The sequence below is a fragment of the Pseudomonas sp. URMO17WK12:I6 genome, assembly GCF_003253625.1.
Taxonomy (GTDB): Bacteria; Pseudomonadota; Gammaproteobacteria; order Pseudomonadales; family Pseudomonadaceae; genus Aquipseudomonas.
On the sequence record NZ_QKYZ01000004.1, the window covers coordinates 1 to 16687 of the forward strand.

General features: G+C 59.5%; 16 protein-coding genes and 1 pseudogene. 5 read left to right on the forward strand and 12 right to left on the reverse strand.

Annotation, left to right across the window (positions count from 1 at the left end):
- From F475_RS08135 to F475_RS08160, 6 genes and pseudogenes are all read right to left on the reverse strand, one after another.
- Positions 1-302: pseudogene (locus F475_RS08135) on the reverse strand (electron transfer flavoprotein subunit alpha/FixB family protein); the annotation flags it as partial.
- Positions 303-304: 2 nt separating this feature from the next.
- Positions 305-1054: an electron transfer flavoprotein subunit beta/FixA family protein gene (locus tag F475_RS08140; RefSeq protein WP_111453651.1), complete on the reverse strand. Its 750-nt coding sequence runs from the start codon at positions 1052-1054 to the stop codon at positions 305-307.
- Between the two features lie 37 nt (positions 1055-1091).
- On the reverse strand, positions 1092-2294 hold the full coding sequence (locus F475_RS08145; RefSeq protein WP_018928363.1) for a CaiB/BaiF CoA-transferase family protein: 1203 nt from the start codon (positions 2292-2294) through the stop codon (positions 1092-1094).
- Positions 2295-2314: 20 nt separating this feature from the next.
- The gene (locus F475_RS08150) at positions 2315-3478 is read right to left on the reverse strand and encodes an acyl-CoA dehydrogenase family protein (RefSeq protein ID WP_111453653.1); all 1164 of its coding nucleotides are present in this window, start codon (positions 3476-3478) and stop codon (positions 2315-2317) included.
- Between the two features lie 66 nt (positions 3479-3544).
- On the reverse strand, positions 3545-4141 hold the full coding sequence (locus F475_RS08155; protein ID WP_019581903.1) for a thiamine pyrophosphate-dependent enzyme: 597 nt from the start codon (positions 4139-4141) through the stop codon (positions 3545-3547).
- Positions 4129-4668 carry a thiamine pyrophosphate-binding protein gene (locus F475_RS08160; protein WP_018928360.1) on the reverse strand — a complete coding sequence of 180 codons (540 nt, stop codon included), beginning with the start codon at positions 4666-4668 and terminating at the stop codon, positions 4129-4131. The genes F475_RS08155 and F475_RS08160 overlap by 13 nt, the downstream gene beginning before the upstream one ends.
- Before the next feature lie 344 nt (positions 4669-5012).
- Between F475_RS08160 and F475_RS08165 the strand changes: the two genes are divergently transcribed.
- On the forward strand, positions 5013-6317 hold the full coding sequence (locus tag F475_RS08165) for a dicarboxylate/amino acid:cation symporter (RefSeq protein ID WP_111453654.1): 1305 nt from the start codon (positions 5013-5015) through the stop codon (positions 6315-6317).
- Positions 6318-6417: 100 nt separating this feature from the next.
- On the opposite strand, the gene F475_RS08170 is transcribed toward F475_RS08165, so the two are convergent.
- Genes F475_RS08170 through F475_RS08185 form a run of 4 tightly spaced genes read right to left on the reverse strand, consistent with a single transcriptional unit; the run spans position 6418 to position 9594 of the window.
- On the reverse strand, positions 6418-7632 hold the full coding sequence (locus F475_RS08170; protein WP_111453655.1) for a pyridoxal phosphate-dependent aminotransferase: 1215 nt from the start codon (positions 7630-7632) through the stop codon (positions 6418-6420).
- Entirely contained in the window at positions 7629-8267 is a 639-nt protein-coding gene (locus tag F475_RS08175; RefSeq protein ID WP_111453656.1) for an RraA family protein, read from the reverse strand. The genes F475_RS08170 and F475_RS08175 overlap by 4 nt, the downstream gene beginning before the upstream one ends.
- Complete coding sequence (locus F475_RS08180) at positions 8267-8929, reverse strand: RraA family protein (RefSeq protein WP_111453657.1); 663 nt, start codon at positions 8927-8929, stop codon at positions 8267-8269. The genes F475_RS08175 and F475_RS08180 overlap by 1 nt, the downstream gene beginning before the upstream one ends.
- On the reverse strand, positions 8929-9594 hold the full coding sequence (locus F475_RS08185; protein WP_111453658.1) for an RraA family protein: 666 nt from the start codon (positions 9592-9594) through the stop codon (positions 8929-8931). The genes F475_RS08180 and F475_RS08185 overlap by 1 nt, the downstream gene beginning before the upstream one ends.
- Positions 9595-9699: 105 nt before the next feature.
- Between F475_RS08185 and F475_RS08190 the strand changes: the two genes are divergently transcribed.
- Positions 9700-10593, forward strand: a complete 894-nt coding sequence (locus tag F475_RS08190) for a LysR family transcriptional regulator (protein ID WP_019581914.1) — start codon at positions 9700-9702, stop codon at positions 10591-10593.
- Between the two features lie 161 nt (positions 10594-10754).
- Positions 10755-11570, forward strand: a complete 816-nt coding sequence (locus tag F475_RS08195; protein WP_111453659.1) for an alpha/beta fold hydrolase — start codon at positions 10755-10757, stop codon at positions 11568-11570.
- 75 nt (positions 11571-11645) lie between these two features.
- On the opposite strand, the gene F475_RS08200 is transcribed toward F475_RS08195, so the two are convergent.
- Positions 11646-13022, reverse strand: a complete 1377-nt coding sequence (locus F475_RS08200; protein WP_111453660.1) for an MFS family transporter — start codon at positions 13020-13022, stop codon at positions 11646-11648.
- Positions 13023-13519: 497 nt separating this feature from the next.
- Here F475_RS08200 and F475_RS08205 point away from each other — a divergent pair, with 497 nt between their 5' ends.
- Positions 13520-14461: a LysR substrate-binding domain-containing protein gene (locus F475_RS08205; protein ID WP_018928345.1), complete on the forward strand. Its 942-nt coding sequence runs from the start codon at positions 13520-13522 to the stop codon at positions 14459-14461.
- Between the two features lie 136 nt (positions 14462-14597).
- A complete protein-coding gene (locus F475_RS08210; protein WP_111453661.1) occupies positions 14598-15707 on the forward strand; it encodes an MFS transporter in 1110 nt (369 codons plus the stop codon).
- 90 nt (positions 15708-15797) lie between these two features.
- Here F475_RS08210 and F475_RS08215 read toward each other — a convergent pair whose 3' ends face one another.
- Positions 15798-16676: a LysR family transcriptional regulator gene (locus tag F475_RS08215; RefSeq protein WP_018928343.1), complete on the reverse strand. Its 879-nt coding sequence runs from the start codon at positions 16674-16676 to the stop codon at positions 15798-15800.
- Positions 16677-16687 lie beyond the last annotated feature (11 nt).

Below are 16687 nucleotides of genomic sequence, written 5' to 3' on the forward strand. Positions count from 1 at the left end.
CGCGGCAGGATGTTTTTGCCGTTGGAAGTGGCGGCAGCCAGGATGTGGCTGTAGCCCTTGCCCAACTCGGCTACCAGTGGAGCAACGTTTTCCGGCAGCTGATGCGCGTAAGCAGCATTGTCAGCGTTCAGGACTTTGCTCACGCCAGCGATTTTCGCAGCGGCTTCAACCACGGCGCCAGCGCCCTGGCCTGCAACCAGAACGTGGATGTCGCCACCGATCTTGGCGGCAGCAGCAACGGTGTTCAGCGTGGCCGGGGCCAGCACTTTGTTGTCGTGTTCGGCGATTACCAAGATAGTCATGATTAGATCACCTTCGCTTCGTTCTTCAATTTCTCCACCAGCTCAGCCACCGACTTGACCTTGATCCCCGCGCTGCGTGCAGCTGGCGCTTCGACTTTCAAGGTTGTGTTGGTGGAGACGGTGGAAACGCCCAAAGCGTCCGGAGTCAGCCTCTCGAGAGGCTTCTTCTTGGCTTTCATGATGTTTGGCAGGGACGCGTAGCGCGGCTCGTTCAAACGCAGGTCGGTAGTGACGATGGCCGGCAATTTCAGGGAAACGGTCTGCGCGCCGCCGTCGATTTCGCGGGTCACGGCAACGCTGGCTCCGCTGACTTCGACTTTGGATGCGAACGTGCCCTGACCGTAGCCGCTCAATGCCGCGAGCATCTGGCCAGTCTGGTTGTTGTCGCTGTCGATGGCTTGTTTGCCGAGGATCACCAGCTGAGGCTGTTCCTTGTCGACCACCGCCTTGAGCAGCTTGGCCACGGCCAGGGAAGTCAGGTCTTCAGCGGATTCGACGAGGATGGCGTGGTCGGCACCCAGGGCCAGCGCGGTGCGCAGTTGCTCTTGAGCGGTGGACGGGCCGATGGAAACGACGACGATTTCAGTTGCAATACCGCTCTCTTTCAGGCGTACAGCTTCTTCTACGGCGATTTCGCAGAACGGGTTCATCGACATCTTGACGTTAGCGAGGTCGACGCCGGAATGGTCCGCTTTCACACGAACTTTCACGTTGTAATCGACCACGCGTTTCACAGCTACGAGGATCTTCATTGGGCAGTGTTCTCTCGAAAATCTTTTATCGTTGCAGTCAGATGGCCCCGGCGGCGCGCATTTCTTCAATGCGCTCCGCGCCCAGCCCCAGTTCCCTGAGCAACTGTTCGGTGTGTTGACCAAGGCCCGGTACGGCATCCATGCGCGGCTCGAATGCGCTGCTGCTGCCGGGCGGGATCAGGCTTGGAATGGGGCCGGCAGAGGTTTCAACGGCTCGCCAACGGTCACGAGCCTGAAGTTGCGGGTGGTCCCAGACACCTTGCATGTCATTCACCCGGGCGTTGGCGATTTGCGCATGGTCGAGGCGATCGATCACCGCATCGAAATTGAGCGTGGAGAACGATTCGATGATCAGTTCCCGTAGGGCGTTGCGGTTCTCGACGCGTTTGAAGTTGGCCGAGAAACGCGGGTCTTTTGCCAGTTCGGGGGCAAGCAGCACCTTCTCGCAAAACAGCTGCCATTCACGCTCGTTCTGCAAACCCAGCATCACGGTGGTGCCGTCACCGATGGGGAAGGGGCCATAGGGGTAAATGGTGGCGTGCGCTGCACCGGCGCGAGGGGGTGGAGGCGCACCGTCGTAGGCGTAGTACATCGGGTAATTCATCCACTCGACCAGGCTTTCGAGCATCGACACATCGAGGTGGCTGCCTTCGCCGGTCCGTTCGCGCAGCAGCAGGGCAGACAGAATCCCGGTGTAGGCGTACATGCCGGCCGCGATGTCGGCGATGGAGCAACCGGCCTTGGCCATTTCGTCCTCGCCCGGGCTGCCGGTGACCGATAGAAAGCCGCCTTCACTCTGGATCAGCAAGTCGTAGGCTTTCTTCTTCTCATAGGGACCACCGACGCCATAGCCTGAAATGTCACAGACAATCAGGCGTGGAAAGCGCTGGTGCAACGCCTCAAATGACAATCCCATCCGCGCAGCGGCACCGGGCGCCAGGTTCTGCACGAGCACGTCGGCGGTGGCCAGCAAACTGTCCAGCACCTCGGTGGCCGAGTCCTGCTTCAGGTCGAGGGTCAGGCTTTCTTTCGAACGGTTGGTCCAGACGAAGTGCGAAGCCAGGCCGTTGACGCGTTGGTCGTAGCCCCGGGCGAAATCACCTGTGCCTGGACGTTCGACCTTGATCACCCGGGCGCCGAGGTCGGCCAGTTGGCGGGTGCAGAAGGGCGCTGCAATGGCATGCTCAAGGCTGACGACGGTAATGCCATCGAGCGGGCGGAGGCCTTTGGGCTGGCTCATGATGTTTATCTCTCTTGTTATTAGAAAGAGCGCGGCAGTTCGAGCAGGTGTTCGGCAACGTACGACAGGATCAGGTTGGTGGAGATGGGCGCGACCTGATACAGACGGGTTTCGCGGAACTTGCGCTCGACGTCGTATTCGCAGGCAAAGCCAAATCCGCCGTGGGTTTGCAGGCTAGCATTCGCGGCCTCCCAGGACGCCTTGGCCGCCAGGTACTTGGCCATGTTGGCGCTGGCCCCGGCGTTGAGGCCGCTGTCGTATTCCTCGCAGGCACGCCAGCGCATCAGGTCGGCCGCTTCGATCTCGATGTGGGCTTCGGCGATCGGGAACTGCACGCCCTGGTTCTGCCCGATCGGGCGCCCGAACACCACGCGGTCGCGGGCATAGGCACTGGCCTTTTCGATAAACCAGCGACCGTCACCGATGCACTCGGCGGCGATCAGGGTGCGTTCGGCATTCAGTCCGTCGAGGATGTACCGGAAGCCTTTGCCTTCTTCGCCAATCAGGCTGTCAGCGGGGATTTCCAGGTTGTCGAAGAACAACTCGTTGGTCTCGTGGTTGACCATGTTGGCGATGGGCTGCACGGTCATGCCATTGCCGATGGCCTCGCGCAGGTCGACGAGGAAGATCGACATGCCTTCGGACTTTTTCTTGACGTCGGCCAACGGCGTGGTGCGCGCCAGCAGGATCATCAGGTCGGAATGCTGGATCCGCGAGATCCACACCTTCTGCCCATTGATCACGTACTTGTCGCCTTTGCGTACGGCGGTGGTCTTGATCTTGGTGGTGTCGGTGCCGGTGGTGGGCTCGGTCACGCCCATCGATTGCAGGCGCAATTCACCGTTGGCCAGCTTCGGCAGGTAGTAACTTTTCTGCGCCTCGCTGCCGTGACGCAGCAGGGTGAACATGTTGTACATCTGCCCGTGCACGGTCCCGGAATTGCCGCCGCAGCGGTTCACTTCTTCGAGGATCACCGAGGCCTCGGCAAGCCCCAGGCCGGAGCCGCCGTATTCAACCGGGATCATCGCCGCCAACCAACCAGCATCGGTCAGGGCCTTGACGAAGGTTTCCGGAAAGCCTTTTTCTTCGTCGATTTTGCGCCAGTAAGCGGCATCGAATTCTGCGCAAAGAGCGCGTACGCCCTCGCGGATGGCATTGAGTTCTTCAGCGTTGCGATCAGTCATTATTATTCTCCTCAACGTGCCACGCCTGGCATCAGCCCGGCGTGACTCGGTCCGGGTAGGGCGCAATCAGATCGGGTTGAAACCCAGCGCAGCACGAAAGCGATTTTTGATGTAGTGACCATCACGCGGTGGCAGCACCCGTGGCGGGTTTTCCGCTTTGATCTTGATCGTTGCGAGCTTGACGCCGTCGCGGGTGGCGAAGCGCTCGCGCAGGTCATGCACGCCTTGCATGTCACGGATTTCGTCGGTCCAGCTGAAGCCGCAGGTCTTCGCCACCTGGTCCAGGGAAATACCGAAACCGGCGTGGCTGACTTGCATGCCGGTTTCGCCAAAGTGACCGTTATCCAGCACGGCGATGGTCAGGTTGGCGGGTTTTTGCAGCGCGACGGTGGCCAGTGCGCCGAAGCCCATGAGCAACTCGCCGTCGCCGGTGACCACCACCACCGACTTGTCCGGCTGGGCATTCGCCAGGCCCAGGCCGACCGTGATGGCGCTGCCCATGGCAGCCCAGAGGTAATAATTCAGGTCGTGGTCACCGGCGGCCATGACGTCATAGGACGCCGAGCCCAGGCCGGTCACGACCAGCACGTCTTTACGGTCGGCCAGCAAGGCCTTGACCACTTCGCGGCGGCACAGGGTGTGGTTGGCGCTTACTTGACCCATTTCTTTTCTCCAATCAGGCGCTGGCCGAGCAGCAGGGCAGTGGACGAATCACCGTTGAAGGCCATGGTCGCGGCACCGTGCAGCAGCGGGGCGACGTCTTCGGGAACGTCCGCGCGCCAGGTCATGACTTTCATCAGGTTCAGGGAGGCTTCGGTGGCCTGGCCCATCGGGTTCTGCCACGCGTTGAATTCGGCCCAGTCACCGCGCATGGTCACCACCATCAACAGTGGGAAACCGGCGCAGACTTGGAGCGCGAGGGTATTGATGCAGTTACCGACACCGCTGGACTGCATCAACAGGGCACCGCGTTCACCGCCCAGCCAGGCGCCGGCGAGGTAGCCGATACCTTCTTCTTCGGTGGTGAGGACGACGGCCTTGATGTCCGGGTCGGCATACGACATGCGGATGGCCGCCGAGTGGCCTGCATCCGGTACGAAGACCACATGTTTGACGTCGTGGGCCTTGAGCACGCGGAACACGTCCTCCTGCCAATCCTGTCCCACGGTTTGTTCAGCTTCTGTTGACATGCCAGTCTCCCAAGCAGTGCTGCTTTTGTGTTTTCACACATTCTGGGAGTGCTGATTGCTGCCGACGACTACCGTTTTTGTCTTTGAGATATGCCTGTTTTGTATAGCTTGGAGGTGAGTGCGTGGCGCAGCAGGGAACGGCGATAACCACACATTATGGGAAGAGCAAAACCGAGCAGCAGTCTTGCGCAAAGGTGCCGAGCCTGGGCGCCGGGTCATAGCATTTGGGCATATCAGCTAGAGCGTGATCCGCTCTTATTGAGGAGGTGGGGCTAGGGTAGTTTTCCGGCTACGGGGTTACAGCGCGTAACCGACGCAACAACAATAAGAAGGGGTTACACCTAATGAAAAACAGGCTACCGGCTGCGGCAGGCATTCTGATCGCCATGCTATTGGGGGTTCTTATCGGTTACATGATTTTCCTGAACTTCCCGGACAAAGCGATGGCGACCAGGATCGCCGGTTACATCTCGATCATCTCTGACATTTTTCTACGCCTGATCAAAATGCTCATCGCTCCTCTGGTGTTCTCGACCCTGGTGGTGGGCATCGCTCATATGGGGGATGCAAGCGCTATCGGCCGGGTATTCGGCAAGGCACTGGGCTGGTTCGTGACAGCCTCATTGATCTCGCTGTCGGTGGGGTTGGTCATGGCGAACATGTTGCAGCCCGGGCACAACCTGGGATTGCCGCTGCCAGACGTGACCAGTACGACCAACTTGCAAACGTCGGTATTCACCCTCAAGGATTTCATGACCCATCTGGTGCCCAAATCCTTCGCAGAGGCCATGGCCACCAACGAAATTCTGCAAATCGTGGTGTTCTCGATATTTTTCGGCGTTGCGTTGGCCTCCTTGGGCAAGAAAGCCGCCGGCCTGGTGAATGTCATCGAAGACCTGTCCCACGCAATGTTGAAGGTCACCGGTTATGTGATGAAGCTTGCACCACTGGCGGTGATGGCGGCCATGGCAGCGACCGTTGCCATCAACGGCCTGTCCATTCTGGTCAAGTTCGCCGTGTTCATGCGCGACTTCTATCTCGGGCTGATCGTGCTCTGGGCCATGTTGGTGTTTGCCGGCTGGATGTTCCTCGGACGGCGTGTGTTCAAACTGGTGGTGTTGATCAGAGAAGCTTTCCTTCTGTCTTTTGCCACTGCCAGTTCCGAGTCGGCTTACCCGAAGATTCTTCACGCGCTGGATCGTTTTGGGGTCAAACGCAGAATCTCCAGTTTCGTCATGCCCATGGGCTATTCCTTCAATCTGGACGGCTCGATGATGTACTGCACCTTTGCCGTGCTGTTCATCGCTCAGGCATATGGCATCGAGATGTCTATCGGTACGCAGATCACCATGCTGTTGACGCTGATGTTGACCTCCAAAGGCATGGCCGGCGTGCCGCGTGCTTCGCTAGTGGTTATTGCAGCGACCCTGACTCAGTTCGATATTCCCGAAGCCGGTTTGCTGCTGATTCTGGGGATCGACACCTTCCTCGACATGGGCCGCTCGGCGACCAACGCGGTGGGCAATTCCATCGCAACCGCGGTGGTGGCCAAATGGGAGGGCGAGTTGGTGAGTGAGGATGAGGCCGAGCGTCATGCAACTGCGCTGGATGTTCAGGGTGATACAGGAGAAAAACCGCTGACGGTCTGACCTGTTATCGGTGCACCTTCAAGATCAAAGGGTGAGCATTCACAGAGGTGGGTGCTCGCCCTTTGTCGTTTATTCGGGTTTTGCTTGTTCCATATTCGACTTAACGCAGAGCAGTACAGAACGCGCGTATCGCCTCGCAAGCCTGGCGCAGTGAAGCGTCATCCAGGGCATAGGCAATGCGAATGTAAGGGCCGAGGCCAAAGGCGCTGCCATGCACCACCGCCACATCCGCTTCGTCGAGCAAGGCATGTGCGACATCTTCATCGCTGTGCAGCACTCGGCCACCCGGTGAGGTACGGCCGATCAAGCCGGCACAGGAGGCGAACGCGTAAAACGCTCCTGCTGGGCTGATGCATTCAAGACCTGGCGTATCGTTCAGCAGCGCCACCATCAAATCGCGACGACTCTGGAACACTGCACGGCTTTCGCGAATGAAATCTTTCGGCCCTTCCAGCGCGGCGAGTGCGGCTTGTTGCGAGACAGAACTCGCACCAGAGGTTTGCTGGCCTTGCAGTTTTTCCATGGCCTCCAGCAACCAGCGCGGCCCGGTGGCAAAACCGATGCGCCAGCCGGTCATGGCGTAGGCCTTGGAGACACCGTTCATGGTCAGGGTTCGTGCTGCCAGCCGTGGTTCAACCTGGGCCAGGGTATGGAACGTTTGATCGTCGAAGATCAGGTGCTCATAGATGTCATCGGCCAGGATCAGTACGTGGGGATGATCCAGCAACACCGCCGCCAGTGCGCGAAGCTCAGCTTCGCTGTACACCGCGCCGGTGGGATTGGACGGTGAATTGAGGATCAACCAGCGGGTCTGCGGGGTGATCGCGGCGGCCAGTGCCGGGGGCGTCAGCTTGAAACCGGTGTCGGCGTCGCAGGTGACGATCCGCGCTTCACCGCCGCACAGTTGCACCATCTCCGGGTAGCTGACCCAGTACGGCGCCGGCACGATAACCTGGTCGCCCTCGTTGAGTGTTGCAGCCAGGGCGTTGTAGATCACCTGTTTGCCACCGTTGCAGACGAGGGTGTCTTGCCAGGTGACGTCCAGGCCATTCTCGCGGCGGAATTTGGCGGCCACTGCTTCTCGCAGTGAACGGACCCCGGCGACCTGGGTGTAGCGGGTATGGCCGTGTTCAATGGCATTAATGGCCGCTTCGCGCACATGCCTGGGGGTATCGAAGTCGGGCTCGCCGGCGCACAGCGAAATGATCTTCGCGCCTTGTGCCCGGCGTTCCGCCACCCGGTCCATGATCCGGTAGGTCGCGGAAGGTTGCGCGCTGGCCAGGCGCTGGTTCAGTCGTTGGATATCAAGGCTCATGCGCGGGTTCTCCACTCGGTCAGGTTCATCAATTCCAGGGTCGAGCGGCCTTCGGTCAGCGCCTGCATCATCTGCGTTTCCTTGTTCGCGCGCACCTCGCCTTCGGCCAGGGTACGCGCCGCATCCGCCTTGGGGATGATGATGACGCCGTCATCGTCGGCCACCACCAGATCACCCTGAGCCACCAAGGCACCGTTGAAATTGAACGGTTGCCCCACCGACGGGGCGCTGGCCTTGACCGTGCCTTTGACCGAGATGCCACGGGCAAATACCGGGAACTGGCGTTTCTTCAGGGCCGCGATATCGCGTACGCCGCCATCGATCACCAGACCTACCACGCCAGCCGCTTCGGCCGCCACGGTGAGCACTTCGCCCCAGTAACCGGCGATGAAACCACCCGTGCCCACGATCAGTACGCTGCCACGGGGCACTCGCTCCATCGCCAGGTGCAGGGCCAGGTTGTCGCCCGGCGAACATTCCAGCGGGTAGGCGGGCGCGGCGATGAAGGCGCCGTCCCAGATCGGGCGGATGTCGCTGTCGACCGCGCAGGGCAGATGGGACGCCTCATACAGCGTCGAACTGCCCAACACTTTTGCCCGGGCGTGAAAATCCGCGGGGAAGGGGAGTGTGCTCATCAGGCTTTCCTCTGCAGGCTGTGGTAACCCAGGGCGGCCCGGGCTTCTTTAAGGGTTTTGCCCTGAGCGATCAGGGCGCGAATGTCGGCTTCGACCGATTCGATCTGACGGGCACACGCCGCCACTTCCGCCGCACGGGCGCGGGGCACGATCACCACGCCGTTGGCGTCGGCGACCACGATGTCTCGGGGGCAGACCCGTGCGGTGCCGATCGACACTGGCTGGTTGACCGACTGCACCTGCACCCGGTCTTTGCCGGTACGCATGAAGCGGCCCTTGCTGAAGATCGGATAGCCATCGCCCAGCGCCTTGTTCACGTCACGGCATACGCCGTCGATGACCGTGGCGGCGATCTGCCGGGTGCCGGCGTACAGGGTCATGATGTCGCCCCAGACGGTGCAGTCGGTGCGGCCGCCGTTGTCGATGACCACCACGTCGCCGGGCGCCACGTCGTCGATGAAATCGCCCACGGTGCCAGGCGGTACGCTAGCCGAGACGTATTGCACGGTGAACGCCGGACCGACGATGACCTTGCTGTAGTTGTCCAGTGGCGCCACACCGAGGCATTGGCCGGGCAGGCCAAGTTTGTCCAAGGCATCGGAGACACCCGGAGTGTCCAGACCTTCAAACAAGGCGACCAGTTCTTTGTCTTCGATGTTCATCAGGCGTGCTCCACGTGGATCGCTTCGAATTGGGTGTCATGCATCACTTCGGCTACCGAGCGACCGCTGCGGACCGCCTCGACCATACCGTCCTGGCGGCGGGCGATACGCTCGCCAAGGTCGACCACTTTCTCGATATGGGTTGAGGGCACGAACACGGTGCCGCAGGTATCGGCGATGACATAGTCGTTCTCGCTGACATCGACGCCGGCGACGTTGATCGTCACGCCAGCATCGATCTGCACCACCCGATTGCGCGCGCTGATCATGGTCACGCCACGGCCGTAAACCGGGTAACCGATGGCTTCGCTACCGTCGATGTCACGACTGAAACCGTCGATCACCGTGCCGCGCACTTTCTTGCCGGCCGCTGCGTTGGCGAGGATGTCACCCCAGCAGGAGATGCCTTCGATACCACCGGCGATCACCAGCACGCGATCGTCGCTGTCGATCTGTTCAACCACCGGGGTAATCAGGTGCACTGTGGGCGCACTGTCGGATTTTGGCGCCAGCAGCACCGTGCTGGCGCGGCCGACGATCCTTGGGCAGTTCCACAACGGGCGCAGCCCAACGGTGGCACCCGGCAGGCCGAGGAAGTCGAGCGCATCGGAAACCGTATTGGTATCCAGCGCCGCCAAGCGATCCAGCAAACTTTTATTGATCATGGGAAAGCCCCTGTGGTGACGGAGGCGCTCAGTGTCAGTGAGACAATTTGATAGGTATATTACTAATCACAGATACGTTAGATACGTTAAACCTATGGATTAGCCATGATCAATTTTCGTCTGATTCGTCATCTCTGGTTGTTCCTCGCGGTGGCCGAAGAACAGAATTTCGGCCGCGCGGCCAAACGCCTGGGCATGTCCCAGCCACCGCTGAGCGAGCAGATACAGGTGTTGGAGCAGGCGCTCAAGGTCAAGCTGTTCGACCGTTCGCGACGCGGGGCGAAACTGACCCCTGTTGGCGCCGCGATCCTGCCGGCGGTGCGCAAGTTCGCCGACCAACTGGAGCGTCTGGAACTCGCCGTGGAGGAGGCGGTGGCGGGGCAGTCGGGGATGTTGACCATTGGTGCGATTTCCACGGCGATGTTCGATGTGTTGCCGGGGCTGATCGAGCAGTTGAAGAACGATTACCCGCACCTCACCGTGTCCGTGCGCGAAATCGACAGCGTCGAAGCCGTCCCGGCGCTGGAGGCCGGTGATATTGATTTGGCCTTCGCCCGGCTGGACGGTGATCTTGGCGCTTCGATCAATTCACTGCCGCTGCTGGAGGATCGCCTGGTGGTGGCGCTGCCCAGTGATCACCCCTTGGCTTCGCGCACACGCATCAGTCTGTCCAGTCTGTCCAATGAGCCGTTGGTAATGTTTTCCCGCAAGGTCAGCCCGGTGTACTTCGACAATCTGATCGCGACCTGCCGGGCCAGCGGGTTTTCCCCTCGGGTGCTGCATGAAGTGCGTTCCGTCGCTTCGCAAATTGCTTTTGTCAGCTATGGCCAAGGCATCGCACTGGTGCCGGCGTCACTGAAAAAACTGGCGCCGGACAACGTTGTGTTTCGGGCGCTGAGCCAGAAGCTCAATGTCGTGACCACCGCAGTGGCCTGGAATGCCGATCGGCCCAATCCGGTGGTGGAGGACGTCGTTGCCCGGTTCCGGGCCAAGGCGTGAGTTGGCCCAGGGATTGTGTGTGAACACTGATTCATAGGATTGACCTATGAAAGCCTTCCTCAATCAGGAATTTACAGAACACCCGATTGCCTTGAAATTGCGAGCCAGGCTGCCGGCAACCCAGGCTCGGCGCAACCTTTCCGCTCAAGGAGTCCAACATCGTGCCCTCACCAGAAACGTTCACTCACGTGCAACTCCCTCTGACGGTGGAGGGTGTCCAGCTGAACATGGCCGCCATCCATCGCGACGGCGTGCTGGCGCCGATTGTGTTCCTGCATGGGTTTGGTTCGACCAAAGAGGACTATGCCGACATCGTGCGGCAGCCCGCGTTTGCCGGTCACCCTTTCGTTGCTTACGACGCACCGGGTTGCGGTGAAAGCCAGTGCAGTGACCTTTCCAGGATTTCCATTCCCTTTCTGCTGCAGACGGCGCTGCAAGTGCTGGCGCATTTCGGTATCGAGCGCTTCCATCTGGTCGGCCACTCAATGGGCGGGCTGACCGCGCTGATGCTGGCCCATCAGTTCCCGGATAGGGTGCTCAGCTTCGTCGATATCGAGGGCAATATCGCCCCGGAAGACTGCTTCCTCAGCCGGCAGATAGTCGATTATCCGAGCGACGATCCCGAGGCGTTTTTCGCCGCCTTCATCGAACGTGCCCGGCACGCCCCGGCGTATGCCAGCGCACTCTATTCCGCGAGCTTGCGGCACAAGGTGCGTGGCGGTGCGGTGCGAGGGATTTTTCAGTCGATGGTCGACCTCTCCGATAACGCCGACCTGATGAGCAAGTTCCTCGGGTTGAAGTGCCCGCGAATGTTCATGTACGGCGAACGGAACGCGTCATTGTCCTACTTGCCACACATCCAGGCAGAAGGTGTGCGGCTGGCGCCCATTCCCGAGTGTGGGCATTTCCCGATGTATTCCAATCCGATCGCGATGTGGCAACAGATCGCCGATTTCCAGGCGAGCACTGCGCAATAACAAAACAGGGCGCAGAACCTGTGGGATCGCGGCACCGCGCGCTCCCACAGGACTTTTGGCGCTCAAATTTCTTGGTCAGACCCCGGCAGCGCTCGGTTTTGAGTAACCCTTGAGCCCGGTGCGCTCTTCGATCTCACCGGAACCGCTGATGTACCCGTAGCGGGACAGATTCGGCATCAACATGGCGGCGATGAAGGTGATGGTGACTACCGCGGCGACATAGAAGAAAAAATACTCCTCGATCCCCTGGGATCGCAGCGACAAGGCGACGTACTCGGCAGTGCCGCCGAATGCCGCATTGCCGACGGCATACGGAAAGCCCACACCCAAAGCGCGTACGGCCGGCGGGAACAGTTCGGCTTTGACGATCCCGGCGATCGGGGTGTAGAGCGATGCAATGGCCAGCCCGCCAAACACCAGCAGAAACGCCGTAAACGGGCTGCTGACCGACTGCAATGAATAGAGCAAGGGGATCACCAGCAACATTGCCAACCCAGAAAACATCAGCATGTGCGCCTTGATCCCGATACGGTCAGCGAGCAGGCCAAAGAGCGGTTGGCAGAGCATGAAGCCGACCAGGGCGGCGGTCATGATGAAGCTCACCGTTTCCGGGCTGAAGCCTGCGGAGATCACCAGGAATTTCTGCATGTAGGTGGTGAAGGTGTAGAAGTACAGCGATCCGCCGATGGTGAACGCCACTACCAGGGCGACCGCCCGTTTGTGTTTGAACATGCCGCGCAGAGAGCCGGCATCTTTGCGGTTCATGTCTTTTTTGGTCGCGGTTTCATGCATGGCCCGCCGCAGATACACCACCACGATCGAGCTCACGGCGCCGATGAAGAACGGAATCCTCCAGCCCCATTCGCGCAACTCTTCGCCGGTCAGGGTTTGCTGGAGAATGACCACGGTCATCAAGGCCAGCAGCTGACCGGCAATGATGGTGAAGTACTGGAAGGAACCGTAGAAACAGCGACGGCCCGGTGTTGCGATTTCACTGATGTAGGTGGCGCCGGTGCCGTACTCCGCGCCGACGGACAGGCCCTGAATCAACCTGGCCACCACCAGCAGGATTGGTGCCGCGACCCCTATGGTTGCGTAGGTGGGCATGACGGCGATCAGCAGCGAGCCGGCGCACATCATGAACACCGAGATAATCATCGACACCTTGCGGCCACGGGTGTCGGCAATCCAGCCGAAGATCCAGCCTCCGAGCGGGCGCATGAAAAAGCCGACGGCGAAGACACCCGCAGTCGACAATAACTGGCTGGTGGTGTCCCCCTTGGGGAAAAACGAAGCGGCAAAGTAGATGGCGGTGTAGGCGTAAATGAAAAAGTCGTACCACTCCACCAGATTGCCCGAGCAGGCACCCATGATGGCTTTGACGCGGTTCGGCGCTCTCATCGGAGCGGCTGCGGCAGCGTGGTCTTTGGCGTCTGTGATTGATGCGGACATGCTGTTCACCCTTTCTTCAAGGCGAGGCGATACGAGGAGCACGCTGATGCGTGTCCGACGTGACTGGCTCGATGGGTTGTCGGGTTTAACGAAGCGGCGTGAACTCGTTCGTGGCCGGGTTTACTGAAGAGAACGGGGAGGGAGGATGCACGAGCATGGCGAGCTGTACGTGGCCCGGGAAAATCGGACAGGTCAGGTAAGACGAAGCATTGAACATCATGGCGCGAGCCCTCGAATCTTATTCTTGTAGTGAGTCGAGCGCTCTTTGGCGCCGACGTTGATTGCACGCTACCGCAGAGTCAGGAGGCTAATAAGCCGTCAGGCAGGCCTAACTGATATACCTGAATTCTATAGCTTGGCATGCAGCCCCGGCGCGCTGGGGGATACAGCCGACTCGCCAGTCCTGAGGCCCCGCGACACACGGTTGGCGAGGCATTCCAAGGTGCGCAAATGCGATTACACTCACAACACTTTCGACGCATATCGCGCCGAGCCCGATGCTGACTGGCCTGGTAATGGATGTCGTTCAACTCAAGACCCTGATTCATGTGGCCGAGCTGGGCAGTCTCAGCAAGGCCTCGGATCGTCTTCACATCGCGCAGCCGGCCCTGAGCCGGCAAATCCGGTTGCTGGAAAAGGAACTCGGCACCTACCTGTTCGACCGACATGGGCGAGGCATGGAAATTACCGAGGCCGGCCGCGAAGTGCTGGCCCATGCCACCCGAATCATGGAAGAGATGGAGTCCATCCGAAGCTCGGTGGTGGGCGGAAAAACCTCTTTTCGGGGAACGGTGGTCATCGGGACAACGCCGACGGTCGCGGAAATCGTCACCGTCCCTCTGGTGCGCAAGATCAAAGAGGCGCATCCGAATCTCGGCATCAGGTTTTCCTCGGCCTTCAGCGGCTACCTGCTGGATTGGGTTCAGCGTGGCGAGTTGGAACTGGCGATTTCCTACGATCCGCAACCCCTGCACACGCTGCGTATCGTGCCGGTGATGATGGAAAACCTGCTGTTGGTCGGCCCTGCCAGCGCCAACCTGCGTCTTGATACGCCGGTGTCGTTCGCGTCGCTGGCCGAGCAACAGTTGGTATTGCCCAGCGCCCGACATGGCCTTCGGGTGATTTTGGATAATTGTGCGCGTGAAGTCGGGATCAAGCTCAAGACCAGCGTTGAAGCCGATTCCTTCGGCGCGATGATCGACCTGGTCCGCAATGGCTTCGGTTTGACCGCTTTGCCGTTGGCCTCGATTTACGCGCAAATCGAAGCGGGCGTGCTCAGTGCGGCACCGTTGGTCGACCCCGCTCCCATGCGTAAATTGGTCCTGGTCTTTCCCGCGGACAGGCGCGTCAGCCCGGCCGCGAAATTTGTCGGGGATGCCTTTATCGAAATTGCAGCCGATCTGGTCAATCGCAAAATCTGGGCCGGGCACATGCTTTGAGCCATCGGCCAATCTGTTAGCCCCTACCCGTTGTTGCGCAGCTGCTCACGACTTCTGCTTTTTTCTCACCACTGATGACACTGTCTTGAACCATCAAACGCGACTGCCTGGCGTATTCGGCATTTTTATATTGGGGATGCTGCAAGTTCTGGTCTGGGGAGGTTCGTTCTTCCTGATGGCCGTCATGGCTGAGCCAATCATGAAAGAGACCGGCTGGGCCAGCCAATGGGTGTATGGCGCGCTGTCTCTGAGCATTCTGGTTTCTGCAATGCTGGCGCCATTGACCAGCCGGCTTATCGCCCGCTACGGCGGCCGCCCCATCCTTGCCAGTAGCGGCCTGGGCGTCGCCATCGGGTTGTTTCTGATGGCGAGCTCGACCTCGTTGCCGATGTTTCTTTTGTCTTGGGCAGTGATTGGCGTCGGTATGGCGCTGGGGCTGTATGAAGCGTTGTTCGCCGCTTTAGGTTCTCTGTACGGGGAGCGGGCGGGCAGTGCGATTACCGGGATCACGCTTATTTCAGGGTTTGCGACAACGCTGTCATGGCCAGCGGTTGCGTTGGTCATCGAGCACGTTGGCTGGCGCACGACGTGCTTGGCATACGGGGTGTTATTGGTCATTGCCGTAGCACCGCTTTATCTCTGGGTGCTGGCGCGGGGCGCGGGGCCACTCGCAAAAAGTCGTGCCATGAGTGATGAACGCCTCTCGATCGACCGGCGGATCTACCTGCTGCTCACACTGATTTTTGCGTTGGGTGCAGTGATCATGACGGCGATGTCTGTCCAGCTGATTTCATTGTTGCAGGGGCAGGGCTATTCGCTCGCAGCCGCCATCGGACTGAGCGCCTTGCTGGGTCCAAGTCAGGTAGGTTCACGTGTTCTACAAGTGTTTTCGCGAAAGAGACATCCAATCTGGACGACATTGATCTGCGTGGTATTCGTGGCAGTTGGTCTGTTGCTGGTGACCATGGCGCCGGCAATGACCGCAGTGGGACTGGTGATCTACGGCGCGGGTAATGGTTTGCGGGCGATCGTTCGAGGACTGCTGCCGCTGGCCCTTATGTCGCCCACCCATTATGTTTTGCTGATGGGGCGCATGGCTCGGCCTTCGCTCATTGGACAAGCCTTGACTCCCCTCGCTGGCGGCTACCTATTGCAGACCTGGGGCGCTGGCGGAGTGCTCGCGGGCTTGAGTTCGTTGGCCGTATTGAATGTGCTGTTGGTATTTTTGCTCATTCGGTGGGTGTGAAAAAACTAATCACTTCACGACAATTTTTTAGCTCTTCACAATGGCCGCTTTCGAAAGCAGTCGGCTTCCGTACCGGCGAAGAGTGTGTAGTTAACTGACTGCACAATTTATAAAGTTCTGCAGGAAAATCGAGTTGTCACTGCGACGCCAGGCGAGTGTAAGCCGGGCGATGGGGGAGACATCATTGATCGCTTTGAAAACCACCCCTGTGGCATGCACTTGCTGCATCGACGCCGGTACAAGCGAAACCCCTAATTCTGCCGCTACCAAATGCACGACAGAGGCAAGTTGTGGAGCGCTTTGTCCCAGAATCGGGTCAAAACCAGCATCGCGGCAAGCAGCGATAACGGTGTCGAACAAGGTGGGTCCTACTTCCCTGGGATAGAGAATAAACGGGTCCTTACTGAGATCTTTCAGGTTCAATTTTTTCTGGCGTGCAGCCACATGACATTTCGGTAGAACCGCGAGCAATGGTTCCTCCGATAGAGTTCGCATCGTCAAATGATCAGCTTCAGCTACTCCAGGGCGTATAAAAACCGCGTCCAGGTCACCTTCGTTAATGCCTGCCATCAATCGAATGGTATTGCTTTCCTCCAGGGTCAAATCAACATCCGGGTAGGCCCGTCGAAAATTACGAATCGCCGCAGCCACGACCGGATTGAAACTTGCGGAGGCAGTGAAACCTATGCGCAGCGCCCCTAACTCGCCCCGAGCGGCTCGTTGAGCCGCGTGCGTTGCTCGTTCTACCTGAGCCGGTATGTTTCGAACCAGGTCATGAAACGCCTGCCCTGCCGCAGTCAATTCTGCGCCTTGCGGAATTCGGTGAAATAACCGGGTGCCCACTTCACGCTCCAGGTCGCGGATCTGCAAGCTCAATGGAGGTTGACCGATGCCGATGTTCTGAGCCGCACGGGTGAAATTCTGCTCTTGAGCGACGGCTAGAAAGTAGCGGATGTGACGTAACTCCATAGCTAATAGCT